General features: G+C 64.7%; 23 protein-coding genes. 12 read left to right on the forward strand and 11 right to left on the reverse strand.

The genetic code is table 11. The annotated features are described in order from the left end of the window. Positions 1-69: 69 nt before the first annotated feature. The 3 genes from WIMU1_RS16620 to WIMU1_RS16630 are packed head-to-tail and all read left to right on the forward strand — an operon-like array spanning position 70 to position 5056. On the forward strand, positions 70-1098 hold the full coding sequence (locus tag WIMU1_RS16620) for an endonuclease domain-containing protein (protein ID WP_062798878.1): 1029 nt from the start codon (positions 70-72) through the stop codon (positions 1096-1098). Continuing rightward, complete coding sequence (locus tag WIMU1_RS16625) at positions 1095-1775, forward strand: hypothetical protein (RefSeq protein WP_245968948.1); 681 nt, start codon at positions 1095-1097, stop codon at positions 1773-1775. The genes WIMU1_RS16620 and WIMU1_RS16625 overlap by 4 nt, the downstream gene beginning before the upstream one ends. After that, entirely contained in the window at positions 1772-5056 is a 3285-nt protein-coding gene (locus WIMU1_RS16630) for a helicase HerA domain-containing protein (protein WP_062798882.1), read from the forward strand. The genes WIMU1_RS16625 and WIMU1_RS16630 overlap by 4 nt, the downstream gene beginning before the upstream one ends. A gap of 237 nt (positions 5057-5293) precedes the next feature. Here WIMU1_RS16630 and rpsQ read toward each other — a convergent pair whose 3' ends face one another. The 11 genes from rpsQ to rpsJ are packed head-to-tail and all read right to left on the reverse strand — an operon-like array spanning position 5294 to position 10625. Then, the gene (rpsQ, locus tag WIMU1_RS16635) at positions 5294-5587 is read right to left on the reverse strand and encodes a 30S ribosomal protein S17 (RefSeq protein WP_023956016.1); all 294 of its coding nucleotides are present in this window, start codon (positions 5585-5587) and stop codon (positions 5294-5296) included. Beyond that, positions 5584-5826: a 50S ribosomal protein L29 gene (gene rpmC, locus WIMU1_RS16640; protein ID WP_023956018.1), complete on the reverse strand. Its 243-nt coding sequence runs from the start codon at positions 5824-5826 to the stop codon at positions 5584-5586. The genes rpsQ and rpmC overlap by 4 nt, the downstream gene beginning before the upstream one ends. After that, complete coding sequence (gene rplP / locus WIMU1_RS16645; protein WP_023956020.1) at positions 5826-6242, reverse strand: 50S ribosomal protein L16; 417 nt, start codon at positions 6240-6242, stop codon at positions 5826-5828. Before rplP ends, rpmC begins: the two co-directional genes overlap by 1 nt. Before the next feature lie 3 nt (positions 6243-6245). Continuing rightward, the gene (gene rpsC, locus WIMU1_RS16650; RefSeq protein ID WP_023956022.1) at positions 6246-7085 is read right to left on the reverse strand and encodes a 30S ribosomal protein S3; all 840 of its coding nucleotides are present in this window, start codon (positions 7083-7085) and stop codon (positions 6246-6248) included. Further along, positions 7085-7486: a 50S ribosomal protein L22 gene (rplV, locus tag WIMU1_RS16655; RefSeq protein ID WP_062798884.1), complete on the reverse strand. Its 402-nt coding sequence runs from the start codon at positions 7484-7486 to the stop codon at positions 7085-7087. The genes rpsC and rplV overlap by 1 nt, the downstream gene beginning before the upstream one ends. Further along, positions 7487-7768, reverse strand: coding sequence for a 30S ribosomal protein S19 (gene rpsS / locus WIMU1_RS16660; protein WP_030164768.1), 282 nt, complete (start codon positions 7766-7768; stop codon positions 7487-7489). Between the two features lie 17 nt (positions 7769-7785). Beyond that, positions 7786-8622, reverse strand: a complete 837-nt coding sequence (gene rplB / locus WIMU1_RS16665; RefSeq protein WP_023956030.1) for a 50S ribosomal protein L2 — start codon at positions 8620-8622, stop codon at positions 7786-7788. 43 nt (positions 8623-8665) lie between these two features. Then, positions 8666-8971 (reverse strand): 50S ribosomal protein L23, encoded by a 306-nt coding sequence (gene rplW, locus WIMU1_RS16670; RefSeq protein ID WP_023956032.1) that lies wholly within the window; start codon positions 8969-8971, stop codon positions 8666-8668. Between the two features lie 5 nt (positions 8972-8976). After that, on the reverse strand, positions 8977-9648 hold the full coding sequence (gene rplD, locus WIMU1_RS16675; protein ID WP_030164772.1) for a 50S ribosomal protein L4: 672 nt from the start codon (positions 9646-9648) through the stop codon (positions 8977-8979). Between the two features lie 3 nt (positions 9649-9651). Next, positions 9652-10302, reverse strand: a complete 651-nt coding sequence (rplC, locus tag WIMU1_RS16680) for a 50S ribosomal protein L3 (RefSeq protein ID WP_031331700.1) — start codon at positions 10300-10302, stop codon at positions 9652-9654. 17 nt (positions 10303-10319) lie between these two features. After that, positions 10320-10625 (reverse strand): 30S ribosomal protein S10, encoded by a 306-nt coding sequence (rpsJ, locus tag WIMU1_RS16685; RefSeq protein ID WP_003938093.1) that lies wholly within the window; start codon positions 10623-10625, stop codon positions 10320-10322. A 557-nt stretch (positions 10626-11182) separates the two neighbouring features. Here rpsJ and WIMU1_RS16695 point away from each other — a divergent pair. From WIMU1_RS16695 to WIMU1_RS16735, 9 genes are all read left to right on the forward strand, one after another. After that, positions 11183-11926, forward strand: a complete 744-nt coding sequence (locus tag WIMU1_RS16695; RefSeq protein WP_062798886.1) for a response regulator transcription factor — start codon at positions 11183-11185, stop codon at positions 11924-11926. Further along, entirely contained in the window at positions 11926-12915 is a 990-nt protein-coding gene (locus WIMU1_RS16700; RefSeq protein WP_062798888.1) for a HAMP domain-containing sensor histidine kinase, read from the forward strand. The genes WIMU1_RS16695 and WIMU1_RS16700 overlap by 1 nt, the downstream gene beginning before the upstream one ends. 78 nt (positions 12916-12993) lie before the next feature. After that, positions 12994-14514 (forward strand): DUF4153 domain-containing protein, encoded by a 1521-nt coding sequence (locus WIMU1_RS16705; RefSeq protein WP_062798889.1) that lies wholly within the window; start codon positions 12994-12996, stop codon positions 14512-14514. A 24-nt stretch (positions 14515-14538) separates the two neighbouring features. Beyond that, positions 14539-15033: a hotdog fold domain-containing protein gene (locus WIMU1_RS16710; RefSeq protein WP_062798891.1), complete on the forward strand. Its 495-nt coding sequence runs from the start codon at positions 14539-14541 to the stop codon at positions 15031-15033. A gap of 68 nt (positions 15034-15101) precedes the next feature. Then, positions 15102-17738 (forward strand): carboxylate--amine ligase/circularly permuted type 2 ATP-grasp protein, encoded by a 2637-nt coding sequence (locus WIMU1_RS16715; RefSeq protein ID WP_084248327.1) that lies wholly within the window; start codon positions 15102-15104, stop codon positions 17736-17738. Positions 17739-17741: 3 nt separating this feature from the next. Next, a complete protein-coding gene (locus tag WIMU1_RS16720) occupies positions 17742-19547 on the forward strand; it encodes an N-acetylglutaminylglutamine amidotransferase (RefSeq protein WP_062798893.1) in 1806 nt (601 codons plus the stop codon). A gap of 89 nt (positions 19548-19636) precedes the next feature. Further along, positions 19637-21556, forward strand: a complete 1920-nt coding sequence (locus WIMU1_RS16725) for an alpha/beta hydrolase family protein (protein WP_062799214.1) — start codon at positions 19637-19639, stop codon at positions 21554-21556. Positions 21557-21584: 28 nt separating this feature from the next. Then, the gene (locus tag WIMU1_RS16730) at positions 21585-22310 is read left to right on the forward strand and encodes a GntR family transcriptional regulator (protein WP_062798895.1); all 726 of its coding nucleotides are present in this window, start codon (positions 21585-21587) and stop codon (positions 22308-22310) included. Positions 22311-22493: 183 nt separating this feature from the next. After that, a complete protein-coding gene (locus WIMU1_RS16735; protein ID WP_023956056.1) occupies positions 22494-24056 on the forward strand; it encodes an NCS1 family nucleobase:cation symporter-1 in 1563 nt (520 codons plus the stop codon). Positions 24057-24117: the final 61 nt, after the last annotated feature.

Genomic DNA, 24117 nt, shown 5'->3' on the forward strand with positions numbered 1-24117 from the left:
ACATGGGCGTGAGGCACAAACGTGGGCGCCAGGGCGCTTTTTCGAGCTACTGCAGATACGTTTTGACGCATGGACTGGTCCGCTGTTGCGTCGTCGGGGATCGCACGCCTGGTCAATGTCGAGCCGCCATCGTTGGCCACTGCGCTCGATGACCTGCCCGACGACGGTCCGGCGGTTTTGATACTCCGCCTGTCAACCGCTGGTGGAGCTTCCGCGATTGTCGATGAGGTGCTATCCGATCTCGAATCGACCGCACACACCCTCTACCCAGCGTGGCTGCCAAGCGCCGAGGCGTGGCCCGGAGGTGGCACCCTCGATCGCGTTGCCGCGCAAGCCCTGGCGGTCGAGCTCTCTCAAGCGAGCCAGCACTACCGGCCGTACCTCGTAGATCTGACGACAAACGCCGTTGCCCACCACGTCGGCGAGGGCCTCCTGGACTTCGCTCGACGGTATTCGCCGGCCGTTCGAATGGCCGGCGTCGTGAGCGTGCTAGCTGACAGCTTTGCACGCGACCGCCTGGTCCTTGCGTTGTACGCAGAGGAGGAATTGTCCTACACGCAACAACAAAATCTGGCGACCGCGAGTGACTGGATGAGCAGCTACGTCGGCATATGGCTACTTGGTCGGACAATGTCGGAAGTCGACCGGTACCCAGCAATCGCGGTAAAACCGGCTCTGCTGGCCATCGAAACCGGCGAGGAGTTTCCGTGGGCGCTCCCGACCGTCACATATCCCGCCGTGTCCGGTCGCCCCCATCCCGGCAGTCAAGCCGAATTGCGACTGGAAGTGTATCTGGCCCAACAACAATGGGCCCACGCCCGCCGATGGAATCAACCTGTCGACACCGGCACACTGAAGCCATATGTCCGTGCTGACCTCGTGTGGCATGAAGCTTCGCTAATAGTCGAGATCGACGGCGCCGACCATCGAACCAAGACGAAATACGCCGACGACCGGCGCCGCGACATCACTCTTCAGCTCGCCGGGTACATGGTGCTCCGCTTTACCAACGATCAGGTGCTGAGCGACACCGCCTGGGTTGCCGCCATAATCGAGAAGCTGCACAACCGCCGCCTCGCTGCAAAGGAGCTTCCGTGACCACTTCGGACCTCACTGGTACGGAGATGATTGTCCTATTTGTTCTGATGGCCGAGGCCGACGCCCTCACCAATAAAGAGATCAAAGAACGGGGACCAGAACTCCGCGCCGACTCCCGCCGTAAGCTCAACAGCCTGGGTTTGATCGACAGCGACACTTCCAAGGTGCCCCACCGGCATTCCCTGTCGGACCGGGGATGGGCCCAGGCCAACGATTTACTCGGGGCACAGCCGCCGGCGGGTACAACTCCCCAAGGCAAAGCGCTCTTCACCGTGCTGGCCGGTCTGGGTCGCCACTTTGCTCGAGAGGACCTCCGGCTGGCGGATGTCTTTGTGCCGGCAGCTGAAGCCGTCGAGGCGGTCGGAAACACTGTTCAGACGACACCGATTCCATCGAAGTCGGACGGTGTGGAGAACGATGTCGAGGCACGGGTCATCGAGGCGTATCGATCTCTGGCAGTGAAGCCAGGTGCATGGGTGTCTCTCCGCCGACTACGTCCGGCACTGAGCGAGGTCGATCGGCCCGACCTCGACGCGGCCCTGATATCGCTCTACACCCGACCGGGAATCACGCTGATCCCTGAAGAGAACCAGAAATCGCTCACTCCGGACGATCGCGCCGCCGCGGTGTCGATCGGCGGTCAGAACAAACACCTCATCTACGTGGAGCCCGTGTGACAACATCCCCGCTCGAAGCCCTTGCAACCGCTCGGAGCGGTTTCTCGAACTCCGCCTACACCCGAGACGACGTGTGGATCTCTCACAATGACATCCACGTTGACGGCCTCCACGCCAACGCATGGAGAGTTATCGAACGCGCCATCGCCGACGCGAGGGACAGTCGCGGCCCGAGCCCACTCGGAGTGGTGCTGCAGGGTCCGGCGGGGACGGGCAAAACACACCTCCTGGGCGAGCTTCGCGAATACGTGCAGAAGCAGCAGGGATACTTCGTCATGCTCGATTTGCTTGACCCGAGCGACTTTTGGCGAACTCTGCTCAGCTCCGTGCTTGATTCGCTGAATCGGCAGATCAACCCGCCGGTGGACAAGACTCAGCTCCACGAGGTGATGCGGCGTCTCGCCGACCTGGCTGCCACCACACGCGCTGGACGTCGTGCAATCTCCGGCGAGACCACTGTCACCCCCGAGGTGCTCGATGAGTTCGTCAACGGTCTACGTAAGCCTCTCCCTGCCCTGATCCGCGGCCATCACGCGATCCTGCGAGCGCTGGTGCTGACCGCAGCACCGGATTCACGCCTAAACGACCTGGGTATCGCGTACCTCGAGAACAACATCCAAGAGATCGACCCAGCTGAACGTGCCGCGTGGCACTTGCCGCCGCGGGCGTTACCGCATGATCAAACCGTTCGCGCCATCTCGGAGTTCATGTCAGCAACCGGGCCGACGGTTCTCGCCATTGACCAGATCGACACCCTGATCGCTCAGGCTCAATCCGGCACCGACATCGAAGGTGGTTCCGACTCCTACGCCAATACCGTGGTCGACCTACTGGCCCACGGCCTGATGTCTGTCCGTGAAGTGCTTCTCCGCACGGTGTGTGTAGTTTCCTGCCTACCGTCCGTTTGGACGGTCATAGAGACACGTGCAACTGCGTCAGTGCCCGACCGATTCCGGGCCAACTTCAGGCTCGAAGGCCTTCCGAGCGGCACCCTTGCTCGTACGCTTGTCGAACGGCGATTGACAAAAGCCTTTGCGACTTCAGGTTTCACGCCGCCCTACCCGACCTGGCCTGTCAGGGATGAGGCGTTTGCCGCAGCGTCGCAACTCAATGCCCGACTGCTGATCAAGCGAGTAGACCGACACATCAATGACTGCCTCGACGCCGACGAAGCAACGGAACTCGAGTCGCTGGTCGACCAGCCGGCAAGCGTCACCAATGCTCCGTCCACGCCGAAAACCATCGACGCGGACAAGGGACCTGCCGCCAATCTCGATGAGACCTATCAGCGCCACATTAGCAACGCACTCACCGCACCCGCACTGGACCCGAAGAAGGAAGATGATGTAGTTCCGGTCTTGCTGAACGCTGGTTTGCGAGCGTGGATCGTCGAATCCGATTCTGACGCTTTGACACTCGACAACATCGGCGGAGGGTTCAGACTCCATGCCCGACTTCGCCAGACCCTGGATTCCGACACCGACGACGAACAGCACTGGGCATTCCGTGCGATCGCAGCGACCAACGCTCGTTCGGTGCAGTCGCGTCTGCGCCATGCCGCGATCCACGCGGGTCTGTCCGCGTCCGTTCCGCGCCGGCAGTTGTTCATACTGCGCAACAACGATTGGCCGAGCGGGCAACTGACCGCAGACATGGTCAACGAGTTCACCGCCAACGGCGGCGAGGTGCTCGCGTTGTCGTCAGATGACATCGCGAAACTCAGCGCTCTCAACGAGATGACAAAGAAATCGCCGGTCGGCTTCGACACCTGGCTGCGCGACCGCCGCCCTGCCCACGACATCGAAATTCTAAGTACCGCCCTCGGTGACGCGGGGAGCGAACCCGAAGTGGTCGTGGCAACAACACTGCCCGCCCCCGCCGGCGCTTTCCCGGAACGGCATGTTTCGGGAAACCTCGCAGCCGAATCACCTTCACACGATCAGCAGACGCACCCCGCTCCGCCGACTCCTCAGGCGTCTGCTGCAACGACCACAGAGATCCCTGTCGTTCGCGATCAACCGGCCGACGACAAACCTGCGGCCAAATCTCCTGTGGCGCCGGCTTCCACAAGCATTCGGCTTGGCGTCGCGCGGTCAGGTCGAGAAGCGACAGTCGACCTCGAAGCACTCCGCAAGCACACAGCCATCTTTGCCGGATCCGGGTCAGGCAAGACAGTGATGATCAGGCGACTCATCGAAGAGTGCGCACTGCAGGGCGTTTCGGCGATCGTATTGGATCCGAACAACGACCTGGCCAGACTCGGTACCGCGTGGCCCGACCCGCCCGCCGGTTGGACCGGCGACGACGCGGCCAAGGCAGCTGAGTACGTCGCGAGCGTCGAAACTGTCATTTGGACGCCGCGACGAACATCCGGGCGGCCATTGAGTTTTCAACCCCTTCCCGACTTCGCCGCCGTACGTGACAACCACGACGAGTTCGAACTCGCAGTGGAAGCCGCCGTGTCGGCGCTGAAGACGCACGCAGGTGTTGGCGGCACCCGGGCCAAACTCCAGGAGGCAGTCCTCCGCGAATCCATGGCGCAATACGGGCGGCAATCGAGTGGCTCGCTGTCGACCTATGTCGAGTTCCTGGCAGACTTCACCGACGACATGAGCATCCTTACCGGTGCCGCCAGACTGGCTCAGCCGATGGCAGAGCACTTGCGGGCGGCGATGATCAACAATCCAATGCTGGGCGGCGAGGGCACAGCAATCGACCCTGCGGTATTGCTGACACCGGCGTCAGGAAAACGCGCGCGCATCTCCGTCGTCAGCCTCATCGGCATTCCCGACGAATCACAACGACAAAGTTTTGTTAATCAGCTCGAGTTGGCACTCTTCGCTTGGATCAAGAAGAACCCGGCGGGCGATCGGCCACTGGGCGGATTATTCGTTATGGACGAGGCACAGACTCTTGTCCCGGCAGGCAGGGTAACCGCGTGCACACAGAGCACGATCGCTCTGGCATCACAGGCCCGAAAATACGGCTTAGGCCTGGTATTCGCGACCCAGTCCCCCAAAGGTGTCGAGAACAAAATCGTCGGCAATGCGTCCACGCAGTTCTTCGGCAGACTGAGCAGTCCAGCACAGATCGCGGCAGCCGCTGACATGGCTGGTGCCAAGGGAACCCGGATCACCGACATCGGACGACTCGGTACCGGAGAGTTCTACGTCGCACCAGACGGGGGCACTTTCCAGAAGGTGAACACACCCCTTTGTCTGAGCTACCACCCGTCGTCGCCGCTGTCAGATGAAGAAGTGCTCGCGCTCAGCAGGCAGTAACGGGGTCGCGCCCGCTTCTGAGCGTCGCGCCCCTGTTCGAACACGGGCGTGGGGCACAAACGTGGGCGTCAGTTTGATACTCGGCATCCGCGGAAACTCACCAACAACGTCCCCGTCGACACGCACGGAGGGCACTATGCCCCCGGCACACAGTCACGGGGACGTTGTCGGTGAACAACCAACCAAAAGCGGCCCGCCCCAACAAAGGGACGGGCCGCTTTCGTGAAACTGCTTGGCTTACTTGGCCTTCTCAAGGACCTCGACCAGACGCCAGCGCTTGGTGGCACTGGTCGGGCGGGTCTCCATCAGGCGAACGCGGTCGCCGATGCCGGCGGTCTCGTTCTCGTCGTGAGCCTTGACCTTGCTGGTGGTGCGGATGATCTTGCCGTAAAGCGGGTGCTTCACACGATCTTCCAGCTCGACCACGATGGTCTTCTGCATCTTGTCCGAGACGACGTACCCGATCCGCTCTTTGCGGCGTGCACGCTCCTCGGTGGTGGACGTTTCAGTCACTTTTTGGTCCTCGCTCATGCGTCGTCACCGCTCTCGGCTTCGGGTCCTGAGGCCAGGCCGAGCTCGCGCTCCCGCATGACGGTGTACACGCGCGCGATCTCGCGACGCACGGTACGCAGCCGGCGGTTGTTGTCGAGCTGGCCGGTGGCCATCTGGAACCGAAGGTTGAACAGCTCTTCCTTCGACTCACGCAAACGTTCGACCAGTTCTTCGTCACTGAGCTCGCGGAGCTCGGCGGCGGCGATTCCGACAGACATCAGAACTGCTCCTCCCTGGTCACGATGCGGGTCTTGATCGGGAGCTTGTGCTGCGCGCGACGCAGGGCCTCGCGAGCGGTCTCCTCATTGGGGTAGCTCATCTCGAACAGCACGCGACCCGGCTTGACCGGCGCGACCCACCACTCGGGCGAACCCTTACCGGAACCCATGCGGGTCTCGGCGGGCTTCTTCGTCAACGGGCGGTCGGGGAAGATGTTGATCCACACCTTGCCGCCACGCTTGATGTGCCGGTTGATCGCGATACGAGCTGACTCGATCTGACGGTTGGTGATGTACGCGCTCTCCAGTGCCTGGATGCCGTAGTCACCGAACGTCACCTTGGTGCCGCCCTTGGCCTGACCTTTCAGGCTGGGGTGGTGCTGCTTGCGGTGTTTGACCCGACGAGGGATCAACATGCCTCAGCCCTCCTGGTTCTCGGCCTGCGCGGGGGCAGGCGTTGTCGCTGGAGCGTCGACAGCCGCAGGCGCATCTGCGGTCGCGGTGGCCGCACGTCCAGCTTCGGTGCTGGTCGCTGTGGTACCCGACGAACCGCTCCGCTTCGGGCGGGCCGGACGACGCGGACGACGATCTTCAGCCGGAGCAGCCGACGAGGAGAGTGCCTCGCGCTTGCCACCGACGATGTCGCCCTTGTAGATCCACACCTTCACGCCGATACGGCCGAAGGTTGTCTTGGCCTCGTAGAGGCCGTAGTCGATGTCTGCGCGCAGCGTGTGCAGCGGCACCCGACCTTCGCGGTAGAACTCGCTGCGGCTCATCTCCGCACCGCCGAGGCGACCCGAGCACTGGACCCGGATTCCCTTGACGTTGGGCTGACGCATGGCCGACTGGATGGCCTTACGCATCGCCCGGCGGAAAGCCACGCGGTTGCTGAGCTGCTCGGCGACACCCTGTGCCACCAGCTGAGCTTCCGACTCGGCGTTCTTGACCTCGAGGATGTTCAGCTGGACCTGCTTGCCGGTCAGCTTCTCCAGGTCGCCACGGATCCGGTCGGCCTCGGCGCCGCGGCGACCGATGACGATGCCCGGACGGGCGGTGTGGATGTCGACGCGAACCCGGTCACGGGTGCGCTCGATCTCCACCTTGGCGATGCCGGCGCGCTCGAGGCCGGTGGCCAGGAGCTTGCGGATGGCGACATCCTCTTTGACGTATTCCGCATACTGCTTGTCTGCGTACCACCGGGACTTCCAGTCCGTGGTGATACCGAGACGGAAGCCATGCGGGTTGATCTTCTGGCCCACTACTGAGCTCCCTTCCGGCGATTGCGGCCGGCGGCCGCGTCGCTCCTGGCGATGCTTTCCACCACGACGGTGATGTGGCTGGTCCGCTTACGGATCCGGAAGGCACGCCCCTGGGCGCGCGGACGGAACCGCTTCATGGTCGGACCCTCGTCGGCGAACGCCTGCGACACCACGAGGGTGCGACGGTCGAGGTCGAGGTTGTTCTCCGCGTTGGCCACGGCGCTGGCGAGCACCTTGGCAACCGGCTCGCTCGCAGCATGGGGCGCGAACTGCAGGATGTCGAGGGCCTCGTCCACGTTCTTGCCGCGGACCAGGTCGATGACACGACGCGCCTTCATCGGCGTGACACGCACGAACTTCGCGGTCGCCTTGGCGGTCGGATTGGTTGTTTCAGTACTCATCTACCGACGCTTCGCTTTCCGGTCGTCTTTGATGTGTCCCTTGAAGGTGCGCGTCGGCGCGAACTCGCCGAGCTTGTGACCGACCATGGACTCCGAGACGAACACCGGCACATGCTTGCGGCCGTCGTGGACGGCGAAGGTGTGACCGATGAAGTCCGGAATGATGGTGGACCGACGGGACCAGGTCTTGATGACCTGCTTGGTGCCCTTTTCGTTCTGAACGTCGACCTTGCTCAACAGGTGGTCGTCGACGAAGGGGCCCTTCTTGAGGCTGCGTGGCATTCTCTAACTCCCTCCTGTTATCGCTTGTTCTTGCCGGTGCGCCGGCGACGGACGATCAGCTTGTCGCTGGCCTTGTTCTTGCGGGTACGGCCCTCGGGCTTACCCCACGGGCTGACCGGGTGGCGACCACCGGAGGTCTTGCCCTCGCCGCCACCGTGCGGGTGGTCGACCGGGTTCATCACGACACCACGGACGGTCGGGCGCTTGCCCTTCCAACGCATACGGCCGGCCTTGCCCCAGTTGATGTTGCTCTGCTCGGCGTTGCCGACCTCGCCGACGGTGGCGCGGCAGCGCACGTCGACACGACGGATTTCACCGGAAGGCATACGCAGCGTGGCGTAGGGGCCTTCCTTACCGAGCAACTGGATCGAGGCACCGGCGCTACGAGCCATCTTGGCGCCGCCACCGGGACGCAGCTCCACAGCGTGGATCTGGGTACCGGTCGGGATGTTGCGCATCGGGAGGTTGTTGCCCGGCTTGATGTCGGCGGTCGGACCGCTTTCCACCACGTCGTGCTGCTTGAGTCCCTTGGGCGCGATGATGTACCGCTTCTCACCGTCGACGTAGTGCAGCAACGCGATCCGCGCAGTGCGGTTCGGGTCGTACTCGATGTGAGCGACCTTGGCGTTGATGCCGTCCTTGTCGTGGCGACGGAAGTCGATCAGACGGTAGGCACGCTTGTGGCCACCACCCTTGTGACGGGTTGTGATGCGGCCGTGGGCATTTCGTCCACCGCGACCATGCAGCGGACGAACCAGCGACTTCTCCGGGGTGTCACGAGTGACTTCGGAGAAGTCCGCGCCGGAAGCGCCACGACGACCGGGGGTCGTCGGCTTGTACTTACGAATAGCCATGAGTCTTCTTGTCCTCTACTTCTTCGGTGGAGTCCGAGCGGCGTCAGCCGACCGGGCCTCCGAAGATCTCGATGGGCTTGCTGTCTGCGGTCAGTGTCACGATCGCGCGCTTGGTGTCCTTGCGCTTGCCGTAGCCGAAGCGGGTGCGCTTGCGCTTGCCCTGACGGTTGGCGGTGTTCACGCTCGAGACCTGCACGCCGAAGATCTCTTCGATGGCGATCTTGATCTGGGTCTTGTTCGACTCCGGATGCACGAAGAACGTGTACACGTTGTCCTCGATCAGTCCGTAGGACTTCTCGGAGATGACCGGCGCCAGGATGATGTCGCGGGGGTTTGCCTGAACTGTCATGTTTCTCAGGCCTCCTTCTCATCTTTTTTGGCGCCGTCGATGAAGACGCCGAGTGCCTCACGGCTGAACACGACCTCGTCGGCATCGAGCACGTCGTAGGTGTTCAGCTGGTCGGGTGCGATGGGCAGAACATGCTGCAGGTTCTGCACGCTCTTCCATGCGGCGACGTCTTCACGTCCGACGACCAACAGGAACTTGCGGCGATCCGACAGTTCCGCGAGGAACTGACGAGCCGTCTTGGTCGACGGATCCTGTCCGGCGACCAATTCGGTGATCACGTGGATGCGCTCGTTGCGGGCCCGGTCCGAGAGGGCTCCGCGCAGGGCGGCGGCCTTCATCTTCTTGGGGGTGCGCTGGCTGTAGTCACGCGGCTGTGGTCCGTGAACGGTTCCACCACCGACGAACTGCGGCGCCCGGGTCGAACCCTGACGAGCCCGGCCGGTTCCCTTCTGGCGGTACGGCTTTGCGCCACCACCGCGAACCTCGGCACGAGTCTTGGTGGAGTGCGTGCCCTGACGGGCGGCACCCTGCTGCGCGACGACGACCTGGTGCATCAGCGAGATGTTCGCCGGAGCATCGAAGATTTCGGCCGGCAACTCGACGGTGCCGTCGGTCTTGCCACCGAAGGCCTTCACGTCGACCGTGCGGGTCTGCTGCTTTTCAGTGTTGACACTCATCGGCTACGCACCGCCCTTCATTGCGTCACGAACGATGACAACAGCGCCCTTGCGACCGGGGATTGCTCCCTTGATCAGCAGCAGGCCTGATTCGGCATCCACCTTGTGAACCTTGAGGTTCTGAGTGGTGACCTTGTCGTTGCCCATCCGGCCGGCCATCCGCATGCCCTTGAACACGCGACCGGGAGTGGCGCAACCGCCGATGGATCCCGGCGAGCGGTGCACGCGGTGCACGCCGTGGCTGGCGCCCAGGCCCTTGAAGCCGTGGCGCTTCATTACACCGGCGAAGCCCTTGCCCTTGGAGGTCCCGGTCACGTCGACCAGTGCTCCGTCGGCGAAGATCTCGGCGGTCAGTTCCTGTCCGACGGTGTAGTCGGACACGTCGTGGACGCGGATCTCGGTCAGGTGCCTGCGCGGGGTGACCCCGGCCTTGGCGAACTGACCGGCGACAGGCTTGGTGACCTTGCGCGGGTCGATGGCACCGTAGGCGAGCTGCACGGCGGTGTAACCGTCGGTCTCTTCGGTGCGGATCTGGGTGACCACGTTGGGTCCGGCCTTGACGACGGTCACCGGGATCACCCGGTTGTCTTCGTCGAAGACCTGGGTCATCCCGAGCTTCGTGCCCAGGATTCCCTTCACATTTCTTTGAGTCATCTGATGATTCCCGCCACTCACTGGATGTTGACGTCGACGCTCGCCGGCAGATCGATGCGCATCAAGGCGTCAACGGTCTTCGGCGTCGGGTCGAGGATGTCGATCAGTCGCTTGTGTGTACGCATCTCGAAATGCTCGCGCGAGTCCTTGTACTTGTGCGGCGAGCGGATGACGCAATACACGTTCTTTTCGGTGGGCAACGGCACAGGGCCGACCACACGTGCACCCGTACGGGTCACGGTCTCCACGATCTTGCGCGCCGACGCGTCGATCGCCTCATGGTCGTAGGCCTTGAGCCGGATGCGGATCTTTTGTCCCGCCACGCTGTGTCCTCTTCCGTCAATTTCGGCTGCACAGATGAACACCTCGAACGACGCAACTGTGTAGTCGCATCCCCGTGACCAGAACCTTGCGGTGGTGATCGACGCTGTTCATCTGTCGTTGTTCAGTGCCTGCTTCCGCAGGCCCGTCCGGTCCACGCAGTCGGGCGTGTCGCAATCGCTACACATACCTCTGCGCATGCGCAGAACCCGTGGTGCCGGTGTGCGTCCAGGTGGACGCGGGTCGTACTTGCTTGTTGTGCACCACAACGGAAGCTCGAACCAGTTCGTGACCGCTTAGTTCGTCCGGTGATGCTCTCTGATCGACGGGGGCCTGTTACCTGGTCTGAACGTTCGCACGCTCAGACGACAGACATACAGGGCCGCGCTGCCGATCAAGGCAACCCGACAAGTATGCAATAGATCCGGCCCAGGTCCAAATTGCCCCGGCCCAGGTCACGACCCTGCCGTCACGACCGCGCATTCTCCGCACAAAACCTTCGCAGACTCTTCACAACATCTGCGCAGGGTGCGGACATCGGAGCACTACCGTCGCAGTCATGACCCCACACCCGCGGACGCCATCGGTGCTGGTCGTCGACGACGAGCCACTGATCCGTCAGTCGATCGCGGACCGCCTTGGCGCGGAGGGCTTCGCGGTGACCACGGCCGACACGGGGCCTGCTGCCATCGACGCCCATCGCAGCACCAATCCGGACGCGGTGATCCTCGATCTGATGCTTCCTGGGATGGACGGCCTCGAGGTCTGCCGGCGCATCCAGTCACATTCGGCGACCCCGGTACTGATGCTCACCGCCCGCTCCGGCGAGACCGACCTCGTCATCGGACTGGGAGTGGGCGCCGACGACTACCTGGCCAAGCCGTTCTCGATGCGTGAGCTCGTGGCGCGCACCCGCGCCCTGCTCCGACGTGCCGAACGCTACGGCCCGTTCACCGACTCTGCGGCCGAGCCCGCGGCGGCGGATCCGGCCGACGAGGCGAGGGACGGTCTGCGCATCGACGAGGCCGCCCGGCAGGTGACGGTCGAAGGGCAAGAGGTGCATCTCACCCGCACCGAGTTCGACCTCCTGGCGTTCCTGCTCCGCCACCCCGGCGCCGTGCTCAGTCGTGAACAGTTGCTCGACGCGGTCTGGCACTGGCCCGCCGCCGGAGAGACCCGCACGGTCGACAGCCACATCCGTTCCCTCCGCAAGAAGGTGGGGTCGTCTCGGATCCGGACCGTGCACGGCATCGGCTACGCGCTCGAGGTCCGCGCGGTGTCGGGAACCGAGGGACCTCCGTGATGCTGCCCCGGCCGCTGGACCCGCTGCACTCGTTCAAGTTCAAGACCGCGGTTGTGGTCGGTTGCGCACTGTTCACCTCCAGCGTGTCGTTCTGGATCACCGCGCAGTGGCAGTTCCGCTACGCCTTGCTGATGGCACTGCTCGTCGCGATAGTCGTCACGTTTGTGCTCGCCCACGGGATGACGTCTCCGCTGCGCGAGATGACGGGGGCGGTGCGCCGGATGTCCCGCGGCGACTACACCGCCCGCGTGCGAGCGACGTCCCGCGACGAGATCGGCACGCTGGCAACGGCTTTCAATCAGATGGCCGATGACCTCGCCGGCGAGGACCGCTATCGCCGCGAGGTCATCGGAAATGTCGCCCACGAGTTGCGGACACCGGTCGCCGCACTGCACGCAGTGCTGGAGAACATGGTCGACGGCGTGCGGACGCCGGACCAGGAGACCCTCGAACTGGCGCTCTCGCAGACGGACCGGCTGGGACGGCTGATCACCGAGTTGCTGGACCTGTCCCGGATCGAAGGCGGGGTCGCCCAGCTCGACCACCAGCGCATCGATCTCGCATGCTTCGCCGAGACAGCCGTCGCCGAATGCCGGCTCCGCTCACCGGGCGACATCTCGTTTGCGATCGACGTCGCGGCGGCGCTCCACGTCCACGCCGACGAGGGCCGTCTGCACCAGGTGCTCGCCAATCTCCTCGACAACGCGGCCCGCCACTCCCCGCCCGGCGGCGTCGTGGAGGTCAGTGCCTGGCCGGAGAGCGAGGTGGTTGTCATCGACGTGGCCGACCAGGGCCCGGGTATCGCGCCCGCCGAGCGACTGCGCATCTTCGAGCGGTTCAGTCGAGGCGGATCACGCGACGGCGGAACAGGTCTGGGTCTGGCCATCGCCCAGTGGGTGATCACACTGCACGCCGGCGACATCGGTGTGGTCGACGACCCCGAGGGATGCCGGATCCGGATCCGTCTACCGCTCGTGCCCGCCGACTGACGACTGCTCGAACGCGCACACCATCGCCGCAGATCGCGGCACCATTTTGATCCATCGTCTCCGAGAGGTGCTACACCCATGCCCAAAACCGACAGTTCGGATGCTCCGCAGGCTTACCAATCGGTGGTGCTGACCAAGGAACCGGCCAAGGTCCGCCGGGTCACCCTCTCCACGTCGTTGCCTGGGGCAGCGCCTGCGAAAGTCGTTGCGGCAGTTGCTGTCGTCACGGTACTGGCGATGACGTTGGTGCCGACCGACGCGATCGGGATCGGCATCGCACTGACCGGGCTCGCGGTGCTGGCAGCCGTCTTCGCCGCGTCGCCCGAGCGGCCCACCGTGCCCGAGCTGATCACCGCCGCCGGCATCGTTGCACTACTACTCGTCTCGGGATGGCGCAGCGCCGGATGGCTGGCCGCAGTCTGCACGGCCATCGCGATCCTGGCCACGGGGACGCTGGTTGTCGGCGCCCGGACCATTCGCGAGATGGCCGCCGCCGTCGTCGCGCCGATCGTCGCCCTCGTCCCGACCGCCGCGTGGTTGGGGCGCGGGATCGCCGACGGCGCACGGGACCGTCCGGTGAAGAACCTGGGAGCCATCCTCCAGGTGGCAGTGGTGACAGTGGTGCTCCTGGTGGTGTTCGGCGCCCTGTTCGCCGGCGCCGACGCGACGTTCGAGTCGTTGCTGAACACTGTGTTGCCGGACGTCGGCGACACCGAGGTGGGCCCCAGTGTTGTCCTCGGTCTTGTCATCGGAGGAGCCACAGCGATCGGGATCTACCTGCGCTACGCCCGACCACGTCTGGCGGACCGGTCGCCGCGCACGTCGGCCGAACCGTGGATGTGGGCAGTTCCCACCGGCACCGTGCTGGTCTTGTACATCGCCTTCCTGATCACCCAGGCACGGGCGATGTTCGGCGGTGACGACTACGTGCAGGAGACGGCGGGACTGACCTACGCGGACTACGCGCGCACCGGATTCTGGCAACTCTTCGCCGTCACGGCCTTGACCATCCTGGTGGTCTCGATCGCCTGGCAACGCGCGGACCGCAGCACGTCCACCGGGCGGGTACTGACGCGGACGATCCTCGGCGGACTCTGCATCGCGGCGCTTGCCGTCGTGGCTTCGGCGTTGCACCGGATGGACCTCTATATGGACACCTTTGGCGCCACCCGGCTGCGCGTCGGTGTGATGGCGACAGAGCTGTGGCTCGGCGCCGTCCTCGTCGCCCTGATCATTGCCGGCGCCGGCCTCGGCACCCGCCAATTGCCAAGAGCCTTAGGGTTTCTCACCATGGTCGCCGCATTGTCGTTCGCGGTCTACAATCCGGACGAACGAATTGCCCAGGCCAACGTCGACCGCTTCGAGCGAACCGGCAAGGTCGATCTGATCTATCTGGCGAACCTGTCCTCCGATGCCACCGAAGCACTGCTGGGGCTGCCCGTCGACCTTCAGGAGTGCGTCCTGCGTGGCATCGGGCGCGACCTTGCGGACGAACACGGACCCACGGCATTCAATGTGGGACGACACGAGGCGCGCGAAGCACTCGACGGCCGCGAGCCAGGTTCTGCCGCTGCCCCGGTCAGCTGCGCGCCGCGCTAACTTACTCGCCGGTAAGATGCCGTCATGACATCTTCCGTCCAGCCCCCTCGAAGCAGCCCCACCCACCGCTTCCGTCAGAAGCTCCCCGCAGGCCGGCTGGGCTCGGTGCTGTTCTCGATCGGGATGTGTGTGCGGGTCCCCTACTTCGCGACCATCCTCCCGTTCGTGAAAACGATGGAACCCGGCAGATGCGAGGTCGTCGCGCCGAAGTGGTTCGGCGTCCACAACCACCTCGGCACGTTCCACGCCATCGCGGCGTGCAATCTCGCCGAGGTCGCGATGGGAATGCTGATGGAGGCCACCGTGCCCAGCACGCACCGCTGGATCCCGAAGGGGATGGAGAGTCGCTACCTCGCCAAGGCCACCACCGGTCTACATGCGGTCGCGACGCTGTCCGAACCGGTCGACTTCGCGGCATTGACCGGGGGATGCGAGGTGCCGGTGGACATCACGATCACCGACCGCGACGGCGTCGAAGTGGTCCACTGCACCATCACCACCTGGGTGACGCCGTCATGAACCTCGGGTGACCACTTCTGGCGTTCCGTCGCCGTGCCGACTGCCGAATTTGGTCTTAGGCTTCTCAAATGAACGGTCAGCCGAGAAATATCGGGGTGGAAGAGGAGTTCCACCTCGTTGATCTCCGCACCCGTCGGTTGACTCCACGGGCGCCTGAACTGCTCGAGGCCCTGCCGCATACGGGCGGCTACGTGGAGGAATTGCAACGCTGTGTCATCGAGGTGAACAGTGCTGTGTTCAGCAGGCTCTCGTCGTTGCGTGATGATCTGCGTGAGCATCGTGCGGTCTTGGCGGACACGGCCCGCGAACTCGGGATCGGGGTGGTTGCCGCGGGCGCCATGCCTCTGGCGGTCCCCACCGAACTACAGGTCACCGAGACCCCGCGCTACCGTCAGATGCTGGCCGACTACCAACTCCTGGCCCGGGAACAGCTCATCTGCGGAACCCAGGTCCACGTCGATGTCGCCGATCGCGACCAGGCGGTCCAGGTTGCGTGGCGACTGTCGCCACACGTGCCGACCTTGCTGGCGCTGTCCGCGAGTTCACCGTTCTGGGCCGACGGCACCGACACCGGCTATGCCAGCTCACGCACACTCGTCTGGCAACGGTGGCCCACCACCGGCCCATTTCTCCGTCTCGATTCCGCCGCTCACTACGACGCAGAGATCCAACGCCTGATCGACACCGGGGTCATCACCGACCCGGGAATGGTCTATTACGACGTGCGGCCCTCGGCGAGGCAGCCGACACTGGAACTCCGGGTCTGCGACAGCTGTCCCTCCGTCGACACCGTCGCGCTCGTCGCCGGCCTGTTCCGGGCATTGGTGCAGCACGAGATCACGGCCATGGCCCACGGCGAACCCGGCGTCGAGGTGTCGCCCACGATCTATCGGGCGGCGTTGTGGCAGGCTGCGCGGTCGGGCCTGGAGGCAGACCTCGTCGACATGGTCGCCGCCAAACCGCGTCCGGCCGAGGACATGGTGCGCGAACTGGCGTCGATGCTGCGGCCGGAACTGGAGTCCTGCGGCGACTGGGAGACCGTCACCGAGCTCATCGACCAGGCGATCGGTGTCGGCAGTTCGTCGGCCAGGCAACGACGTGCGCTGCGGCGGCGTGGACATCTGTCGGACGTGGTGGACAGTCTGCTCACCGAGACCGCCGGCGCTGCCCCACCCCCGCCGACCGTCGCCGACCCCGCCGACCCGATGCTCCACAGCTACAACACCCGCCACGACAATCCACAACCCGACCTCTACGACGAGGTGTTCGACGCCGACGGCCGGGTACGGGGCGCCTACCGCGGGGTCATCGACACGCTGACAACCCTGGGCCCGGTCACCCTGCGCAATCGGCAACATCACATGGAGAGCGAGCAGAGCGCGGGTGGGATGACCTTCCGTGTTAGCGGCCAAAACCGGGCACAGATCTTCTCACTCGACGCGGTGCCCCGGATCATCGAGGCCGACACCTGGGAGCGGGTGTCGAAGGGTCTGCGCCAGCGCGCCCTCGCCCTCAACGCGTTCCTCCTGGACGTCTACGGCGACCAGGAGATCATCTCCGAGGGCGTCATCCCGCCTGAGATCCTGGACCGGGCGCCCGGGTATCGAAGCGCAGGCAATGCCCCACGGTGGCAACGGGTTCGGACCCACATCTGCGGGACTGATCTGGTGTCGACCGGGCCGGGCGAGTTCTGTGTCCTGGAGGACAACCTGCGGGTGCCCTCGGGCGTCGCCTACGCGATCTCCAACCGCGCATTGATGACGCGGTTCCTCGGCGAGATCAGGTGTCCCGACGAGATCCTGCCGGTCGACACCATGCCGCAGATGATCGCCGAGACGCTGGGCGCCGCGCGTCCACCACGCGGCGATCCCAACGGCGCGATCGTGGTCCTGAGCGCCGGGTGGGAGGACTCGGCGTGGTTCGAGCACACGATGATCGCCGAACGCGCCGGGCTGGCCGTGGTGGACACCGGCGACCTTCGTGGCGACGGTAACCGGATCGTGGCGCGGATCCACGGCAAGGACGTACCCCTCAGCGTCATCTACGCCCGCATGGACGAGGACATGCTGCTCTCGTCGACAGGATCCGATGGTGCACCCCTGCGGCACCCGTTCCTCCGGGCACTCGGAGCCGGAACGCTCGCGATCGCCAACGCGCTCGGCAACGGGATCGCCGACGACAAGGCCGTGTACGCATTCGTCCCGGCGATGATCCGGTACTACCTGGGTGAGGAGCCGGCCATCGACCAGATCCCCACCTGGCTGTGCGCCGAGCGCGATCAGCGCGACCACGTGCTCTCCCGCCTGGACGAGATGGTCGTGAAACCGATCGACGGCCTCGGCGGCTCAGGGGTGATGATCGGACCCGAGGCCACCGAACAGGAGCTGGCCGAGCGGCGCAAAGACCTGATCGGTCACCCGGAAAGGTTTGTCGCACAAGACGTTGTCCGGTTGTCCACCCACCCGGCATTCGACGGTCAGGGGCTCTACCCGCACCACGTGGACCTACGCGCGTTCGTTCATCTACGGGCCGACGGGGACGGCAACGTCTCGGCCCACATGGCGCCGGCGGCCCTCACCAGGGTCGCCCCCTCGGGCAGCATGATCGTCAACTCTTCCCGTGGCGGAGGCGGCAAGGACACGTGGATTCTCAGCGGATCGTCGCGAGACCATGCCTGCCCGCAGACCCCAACCGAAAGGCGGTAGCGAATGTGCGGCATCAGCGGGGAGATCACCTGGGGCGGCGAACGGCCCGATCTCGCGGCCGTCGCAGCCATGACCGAGACGATGACCGCCCGCGGACCCGACGGCGAGGGCGCCTACCTCCACCGCAACGTGGCCCTCGGACACCGGCGACTGGAGATCATCGACCTGTCCGGCCGAGGTGCACAACCCATGGTCGACACCTCTCTGGGTTTGTCGCTGGTGTTCAACGGCTGCATCTACAACTATCGCGAGCTGCGCGATGAACTCGCGGGCCACGGCTATTCCTTTTTCTCGACCGCCGACAGTGAGGTGATCCTGAAGGCGTTCCACCGCTGGGGCGCCGACTGCGTGCAGCATTTCAAGGGCATGTTCGCGTTCGCGATCGTCAACACCGACACCGGTGAGCTGACGCTGGCCCGCGACCGCCTCGGCATCAAACCCCTGTACATCAGCGAGACGGCGTCTCGGCTGCGCTTCGCATCGTCCATCCCGGCACTGCTGCGCGCCGGTGGCGTCGACACCTCGATCGACCGCGTCGCGTTGCACCACTACTTCACGTTCCATTCGGTGGTGCCCGCGCCGTACACCATGTATGCCGGTGTCCGCAAGTTGCCGCCCGCCACGGTCCGCACCATCAGGGCCGACGGCACGTCCACCGAGAAGCGTTACTGGGAGCCGGTTTTCGAGCCTCATCCCGATCGCCTGAATTGGGATGAGGAGCAATGGGGCGAAGCCCTGATCGACTCCCTGCGGGTCGCGGTACGCCGACGGATGGTCGCCGACGTCCCGGTCGGCGTGCTGCTCTCGGGCGGTATCGACTCGTCCCTGGTCGTCGCGCTGCTCGCCGAGCAGGGTCAGCGCGACCTCGCGACGTTCAGCATCGGATTCGACTCGGCCGGTGGAGAATCCGGCGACGAATACGAGTACTCCGACCTCATCGCGAGCACGTTCAAAACCGACCATCACAAGATCCACATCGGCACCGACCGTCTGCTCCCCGCCATTCCGGGCACCGTCGCGGCGATGAGCGAGCCGATGGTCAGCCACGACTGTGTGGCGTTCTACCTGTTGTCCCAGGAGGTCAGCAAGTCGATCAAGGTGGTGCAGTCGGGACAGGGCGCCGACGAGATCCTCGGCGGCTACGACTGGTATCCGCCCCTGGAGAACACTCCGCGCGAAGATGTCACGAAGGCATACGCCTCGGTGTTCTTCGACCGTTCGCACCACGAGCTGAACATGTTGTTGCGCAGCGACTATCGCCTGGACCACGACCCCAGTTGGCAGTTCGCCGCCGAGCACCAGAACGCGCCTGGTGCCGCCACCGCCGTCGACGCTGCCCTACGACTCGACACCACCGTGATGCTGGTGGACGACCCCGTCAAACGCGTCGACTCGATGACCATGGCGTGGGGCCTGGAAGGTCGCGTCCCCTTCCTCGATCACGAGTTCGTCGAGCTCGCGGCCACGTGCCCGCCGGGGCTCAAACTGGCGCACGGCGGCAAAGGGGTACTCAAGGAGGCCAGCCGCGCCCTGTTGCCTGCTGAGGTCATCGACCGCACGAAGGGTTATTTCCCCGTCCCCGGCATCCGCCACCTGGACGGCGGAGTCCTCGACCTGGTCAACGCCACCTTGCGCGCCGAGTCGGCGCGGCGCCGCGCGTTGTACGAAGACGATGCCATCGCCGCACTGCTGGCCGCCCCGAATCGGACTCGCACCACCCTGGGCTCGAACGCGCTGTGGCAGGTCGCCATGCTGGAGATGTGGCTACAAAGCATGGAGTCGATGACAGGCGCGCCGGGGTCGAGGTGACGCCGGCGGTCACAGGCAGCTCTGCGCAGCGCACGTCGGCCGCGACGACCTCGGACAACACCCGTCAGCGCCACAGCTACGGTGCCTCGGTGTCGCCGGGAGGAAAGGCGCTCGCCTACATCCTGGACGACGGCACCGGGTACCCGCGGGCAGTGCAGCGATCTCTCAGCAGGGCGGGGGCCGGACAGCTGCGGATGGTCGATCTGCCGTGCACCGGGCCGGTACGCAAACTGATCCACTCCGCGGACGGGCACTGGCTGGCGTGCGAGGTCGCGCCCGGAGGCGGCGAACACCATCAGGTGTGGGTGGTGACCACCGATCCCCACGACACCGCCGCCCACCGGGTGGCTGCCGCCGACGACTACGCGACGGTCGAGCTGATCGGTTGGGACGTGAACCGGGTGCAACTCACCGCAACCGAGGCCGACGGAACCGCCCACGCTCTCATCGCCGATCCCCTGTCGCAGTACGTCATCGACCTCGACGCCCGGGTGGGTGGGCACTTGGTCGATTCGTGGAAGGACGCCGCCCTGCTGCGGGTGGGACCACGTGGTTATCGCGACATGTTGCTGCTGCGCCGAGACAATCGGCGTTCGGCGCAGTCCGATCCGCACGCCACGACCATCACCCCGCTGCTCCCCAACGACACCGGGGCGACGACCGACCAGGGTGTGATCCTCGACCAGGGCTACCAGCACTCGTCCCTGCTCTTCCCCGGCCTCGGCCTGCCGAAACTTCACAAGGACCTCGACAGTGTGCAGGCCCTGGTGCGCAGCGACTTCGACGCCAAGTTCCCCCGACTGCTCGGTATCGAGTCCGCGCGGGAGGGTATCCGGTTCGCGGTCATCGCCGAGCGGCCGGACTGCGGGTTGGACGAGTTCGCACTCAGCTACGACCAGAGCACCCTGGCAATCCTGTGGAACAACAAGGGGCGCAGCGAGTTACAGGTGATGACATTGCCCGACCGCACGCTGCACCCACCGATCGAGTTGCCCGGTGCGGTCGTCAGTGAATTGTCGATCAGTACAACGGGTTCCCTGATCGCGATGACCGTGCAGGGTCCCGACCTCCCTCCCGAGGTGGGTCTGGTGAACTGGCGTGAGGCGCATTGGACTCCCCTTGACCACCCCGATGCCATCAACCACAGCACCACGGATCGCGGCACAAACCAGCCCGACCACGTCGAGTTCTTCGCCCGCGACGGGATGCCGTTGTCGGGCTGGCTCTATCACCCGGACGAGTCGGCGTCCCGGGCCGCTCGTGCGCGGCGGGCGGGCCAGGGTGGGGGCTCCGGCGCCCAACCGGCGCTCATCTACTTCCACGGCGGACCCGAAGCCCAGGCCCGGCCCGACTACAGCTTCCTGTTCCCCGCCCTGCTCGAGGCAGGCATCACCGTCCTCGCGGCGAACGTGCGCGGCTCGGGAGGATCCGGCCGGCTGTTCGCCCACGCCGACGACCGGTACGGCAGATACGCCGGGATCAACGATGCCGCGGACTGCGCGGCTTTCCTCGTCCGCGAAGGTTATGCCGATCCCGGCCGGATCGCTTGTGCGGGAAGGTCGTACGGCGGATACCTGACGCTGGCATGTCTGACCTTCCACGCCGAGACGTTCGCGGCCGGCGTGGCGATCTGCGGGATGAGCGACCTTCAGTCGTTCTACGAGAACACCGAACCATGGATCGCGGTGGCCGCCTACACGAAGTACGGACATCCCGACGCCGACCGGGAACTGTTGCGCGACCTGTCGCCCATCCATCGCATCTCCGAGCTACGTGCGCCGCTGCTGGTGATCCACGGCCGACACGACACCAACGTCCCGGTCAGTGAATCCGAGCAGGTCGTCGAGTCCGCTCGCGCACACGGGCAGAAGGCCGATCTGATCCTCTTCCCCGACGAAGGGCACGAAATCGTGAAACGGGACAATCAGCGTGTGCTCACCGAGGCCCTGCGAGACTGGGTGCTCGACGCATTCGCCACACCCGGCTTACCCGGCACCGGTAGCCGGTAGCCGGTAGCCACCCGTCAAAGAGGAAACCGTGTCCACACACCAGTCGCAGCCACCGTTGGTCTCGTACCTGAGCGGCGAGCGCTCGGGGTCCGCGCAGGCGAGTGTGCTGGGCGATCTGCGGCGGGTGATCCTCGACGGCAGCGCGGCGCCAGGTACCGCCATCCCGGTCGGTGAGGTGGCAGATCTCTTCGGTATCAGCGCGATCCCGGTGCGTGAGGCGCTCAAGACCTTGATCGGCGAAGGCCTGGTGGGCCATCAGACCGGCGGGGGTTACTTCGTCGCGCAGCTCACCCTCACCGAGTTGAAAGAGATTTACTTCGTCCGGGGTGTCCTCGAGCAGGCCGCCTTGAGCCGAGCATGCGAGCTGGCCACCGACGACGACCTGGACCGCGCGCGCAGAGAGCACGAGGCACTGCAGGAAGCGACCATCGCCGGCGACAGGCGCGCGTACCACGTGCATTCGCGTCTGTTCCATCGCGCACTCGCGGCGCCGTGCGGCATGCTTCGCCTGCTCAACATGTTCGACTCCACATGGGACATCACCGAACCGTTCCAGGTGATGCAGCGGGCGACCGGGCCCACCCAGCTGCAACTGCACAGCGACCACGAGAAGATGATCGACGCCATGGCCAGGCGTGACGCCGGCGACTTGATCTCGATCGCACAGGCCCACCATCGCCGGCTCGAATCGGTGATCATCGAGACCGCCGCCGAGCTGAACGTGGCTCGTGAGGATCAGCCACCGGTTCGCTGATTCGCCGCAATTCGCGCTCTACCAGAGCGTTTCTGGTCGGTGCTCGCAGAATATATCGCATTCCCTGGCGTTGTCCCGGCCGATTTGTCACGTACGTAATCAGGGTGCAACACAACGAACTTAGGTTTTTCTCAGCCGCAAAGGAACTCCGAAACGGTTCGAAACGACTCGAGGATGCCGCCCATGACAAACGTCAAGACTCCAGGTTCTGAACCCGAGATACCGACCAATCACAACAATGCAGCGGGCGAGAGCGTCATCAAGCTCGGTTACGACCAGCGCCTCACCAATGAGGATCTCGCGCCACTGCGCCACCAGACGTGGACCTGGTACAACATCTTCGCGTTCTGGATGTCCGATGTGCACAGCGTCGGCGGATATGTCTTCGCGGGCAGCCTCTTTGCGCTGGGCATCGCCGCCTGGCAGGTCTTGGTCGCCCTGGTGATCGGCATCGTGATCGTCAATCTGCTCTGCAATCTCGTCGCCAAACCATCCCAGCAGGCGGGTGTGCCCTACCCGGTGACGACCCGCGTCGCCTTCGGTGTCCGCGGCGCCAACATCCCGGCCATCATCCGCGGTCTGATCGCAGTGGCCTGGTACGGGATCCAGACCTATCTCGCCTCGGTGGCGTTCGGTCTCCTCGCTCTCAAGTTCTGGCCGTCACTCGAGAAGTACAGCGAGAGCGGCGACATGGCCTTCCTCGGTCTGTCACCGCTCGGCTGGGCCGGCTTCATGCTCATGTGGGTCCTGCAGGCGATCGTCTTCTGGAACGGCATGGAGACCATCCGTAAGTTCATCGACTTCTGCGGGCCCGCGGTCTACGTGGTCATGGTCATCCTCGCCGGCTACCTCATCTGGAAGGCCGGCTGGGACAACGTCAGTTTCGATCTGTCGGTCGGCCCCAGCAAAACCGGGTGGGCATCCATCACCGCTCTGATCAGTGCCATCGCCCTTGTGGTGTCGTACTTCTCGGGCCCGATGCTCAACTTCGGCGACTTCTCCCGCTACGGCAAGTCCTACAGCGAGGTCAAGAAGGGCAACTTCTGGGGACTGCCGGTCAACTTCTTGTTCTTCTCGATCCTGGTGGTGTGCACGGTGTCCGCGGGCGCCACGGTGATCGGTACGGACGAGGCGGGCAACATCATCACCGATCCGGTGCACATCGTCGACAAGATCGACAACACCACTGCTGCCGTCCTGGGTGTCCTGACATTCGCCATCGCGACCATCGGGATCAACATCGTCGCCAACTTCGTCTCCCCCGCATTCGACTTCTCGAATGTGGCACCGACCAAGATCACCTGGCGAGCAGGCGGAATGATCGCAGCGGTCGGTTCCATCCTCATCACCCCGTGGAACCTGTACAACAATCCCGACGCCATCCACTACACACTCGACACGCTGGGTGCGGTCATCGGGCCACTGTTCGGGATCCTGATCGCCGATTTCTACCTCATCAAGAAACAGAAGATCGAGGTCGACGACCTGTTCACGATGAACGAGAACTCCATGTACTACTTCCGCGGCGGCGTGAACCCGGTTGCGGTGGTGGCGACCATCGTCGCGGCGCTGGTCCCCATCGGCGTGGTCATCTGGGGCACCAGCTACCAGGCCAGCTTCACCTGGTTCATCGGTGCGGCAATCGGATTCGTCATCTACATGCTGGGTATGAAGTTGCTTCCCACCGAGCTGATCTATGGCACCCGGACCCGGACCGCCGAGCCGTCCGAGGCGCCGGTCATCTGACCGGATCAACCCGATCCATATCTTCGATCGCGGGTGGCCGGCTGCGTCTGCAGCCGGTCAC

The sequence above is a fragment of the Williamsia muralis NBRC 105860 genome (assembly GCF_001598915.1).
GTDB classification, from domain to species: domain Bacteria; phylum Actinomycetota; class Actinomycetes; order Mycobacteriales; family Mycobacteriaceae; genus Williamsia; species Williamsia muralis.

What these genes read in the sequence shown, in the direction of transcription:
- WIMU1_RS16620 (WP_062798878.1), top strand. Translation starts at nt 70, where the DNA reads ATGGACTGGTCCGCTGTTGCGTCGTCGGGGATCGCACGCCTGGTCAAT.
- rpsQ (WP_023956016.1), bottom strand. Translation starts at nt 5,587, where the DNA reads ATGAGCGAGGACCAAAAAGTGACTGAAACGTCCACCACCGAGGAGCGT.
- rpmC (WP_023956018.1), bottom strand. Translation starts at nt 5,826, where the DNA reads ATGTCTGTCGGAATCGCCGCCGCCGAGCTCCGCGAGCTCAGTGACGAA.
- rplP (WP_023956020.1), bottom strand. Translation starts at nt 6,242, where the DNA reads ATGTTGATCCCTCGTCGGGTCAAACACCGCAAGCAGCACCACCCCAGC.
- rplV (WP_062798884.1), bottom strand. Translation starts at nt 7,486, where the DNA reads ATGAGTACTGAAACAACCAATCCGACCGCCAAGGCGACCGCGAAGTTC.
- rpsS (WP_030164768.1), bottom strand. Translation starts at nt 7,768, where the DNA reads ATGCCACGCAGCCTCAAGAAGGGCCCCTTCGTCGACGACCACCTGTTG.
- rplB (WP_023956030.1), bottom strand. Translation starts at nt 8,622, where the DNA reads ATGGCTATTCGTAAGTACAAGCCGACGACCCCCGGTCGTCGTGGCGCT.
- rplW (WP_023956032.1), bottom strand. Translation starts at nt 8,971, where the DNA reads ATGACAGTTCAGGCAAACCCCCGCGACATCATCCTGGCGCCGGTCATC.
- rplD (WP_030164772.1), bottom strand. Translation starts at nt 9,648, where the DNA reads ATGAGTGTCAACACTGAAAAGCAGCAGACCCGCACGGTCGACGTGAAG.
- rplC (WP_031331700.1), bottom strand. Translation starts at nt 10,302, where the DNA reads ATGACTCAAAGAAATGTGAAGGGAATCCTGGGCACGAAGCTCGGGATG.
- WIMU1_RS16695 (WP_062798886.1), top strand. Translation starts at nt 11,183, where the DNA reads ATGACCCCACACCCGCGGACGCCATCGGTGCTGGTCGTCGACGACGAG.
- WIMU1_RS16700 (WP_062798888.1), top strand. Translation starts at nt 11,926, where the DNA reads ATGCTGCCCCGGCCGCTGGACCCGCTGCACTCGTTCAAGTTCAAGACC.
- WIMU1_RS16705 (WP_062798889.1), top strand. Translation starts at nt 12,994, where the DNA reads ATGCCCAAAACCGACAGTTCGGATGCTCCGCAGGCTTACCAATCGGTG.
- WIMU1_RS16710 (WP_062798891.1), top strand. Translation starts at nt 14,539, where the DNA reads ATGACATCTTCCGTCCAGCCCCCTCGAAGCAGCCCCACCCACCGCTTC.
- WIMU1_RS16715 (WP_084248327.1), top strand. Translation starts at nt 15,102, where the DNA reads ATGAACGGTCAGCCGAGAAATATCGGGGTGGAAGAGGAGTTCCACCTC.
- WIMU1_RS16720 (WP_062798893.1), top strand. Translation starts at nt 17,742, where the DNA reads ATGTGCGGCATCAGCGGGGAGATCACCTGGGGCGGCGAACGGCCCGAT.
- WIMU1_RS16735 (WP_023956056.1), top strand. Translation starts at nt 22,494, where the DNA reads ATGACAAACGTCAAGACTCCAGGTTCTGAACCCGAGATACCGACCAAT.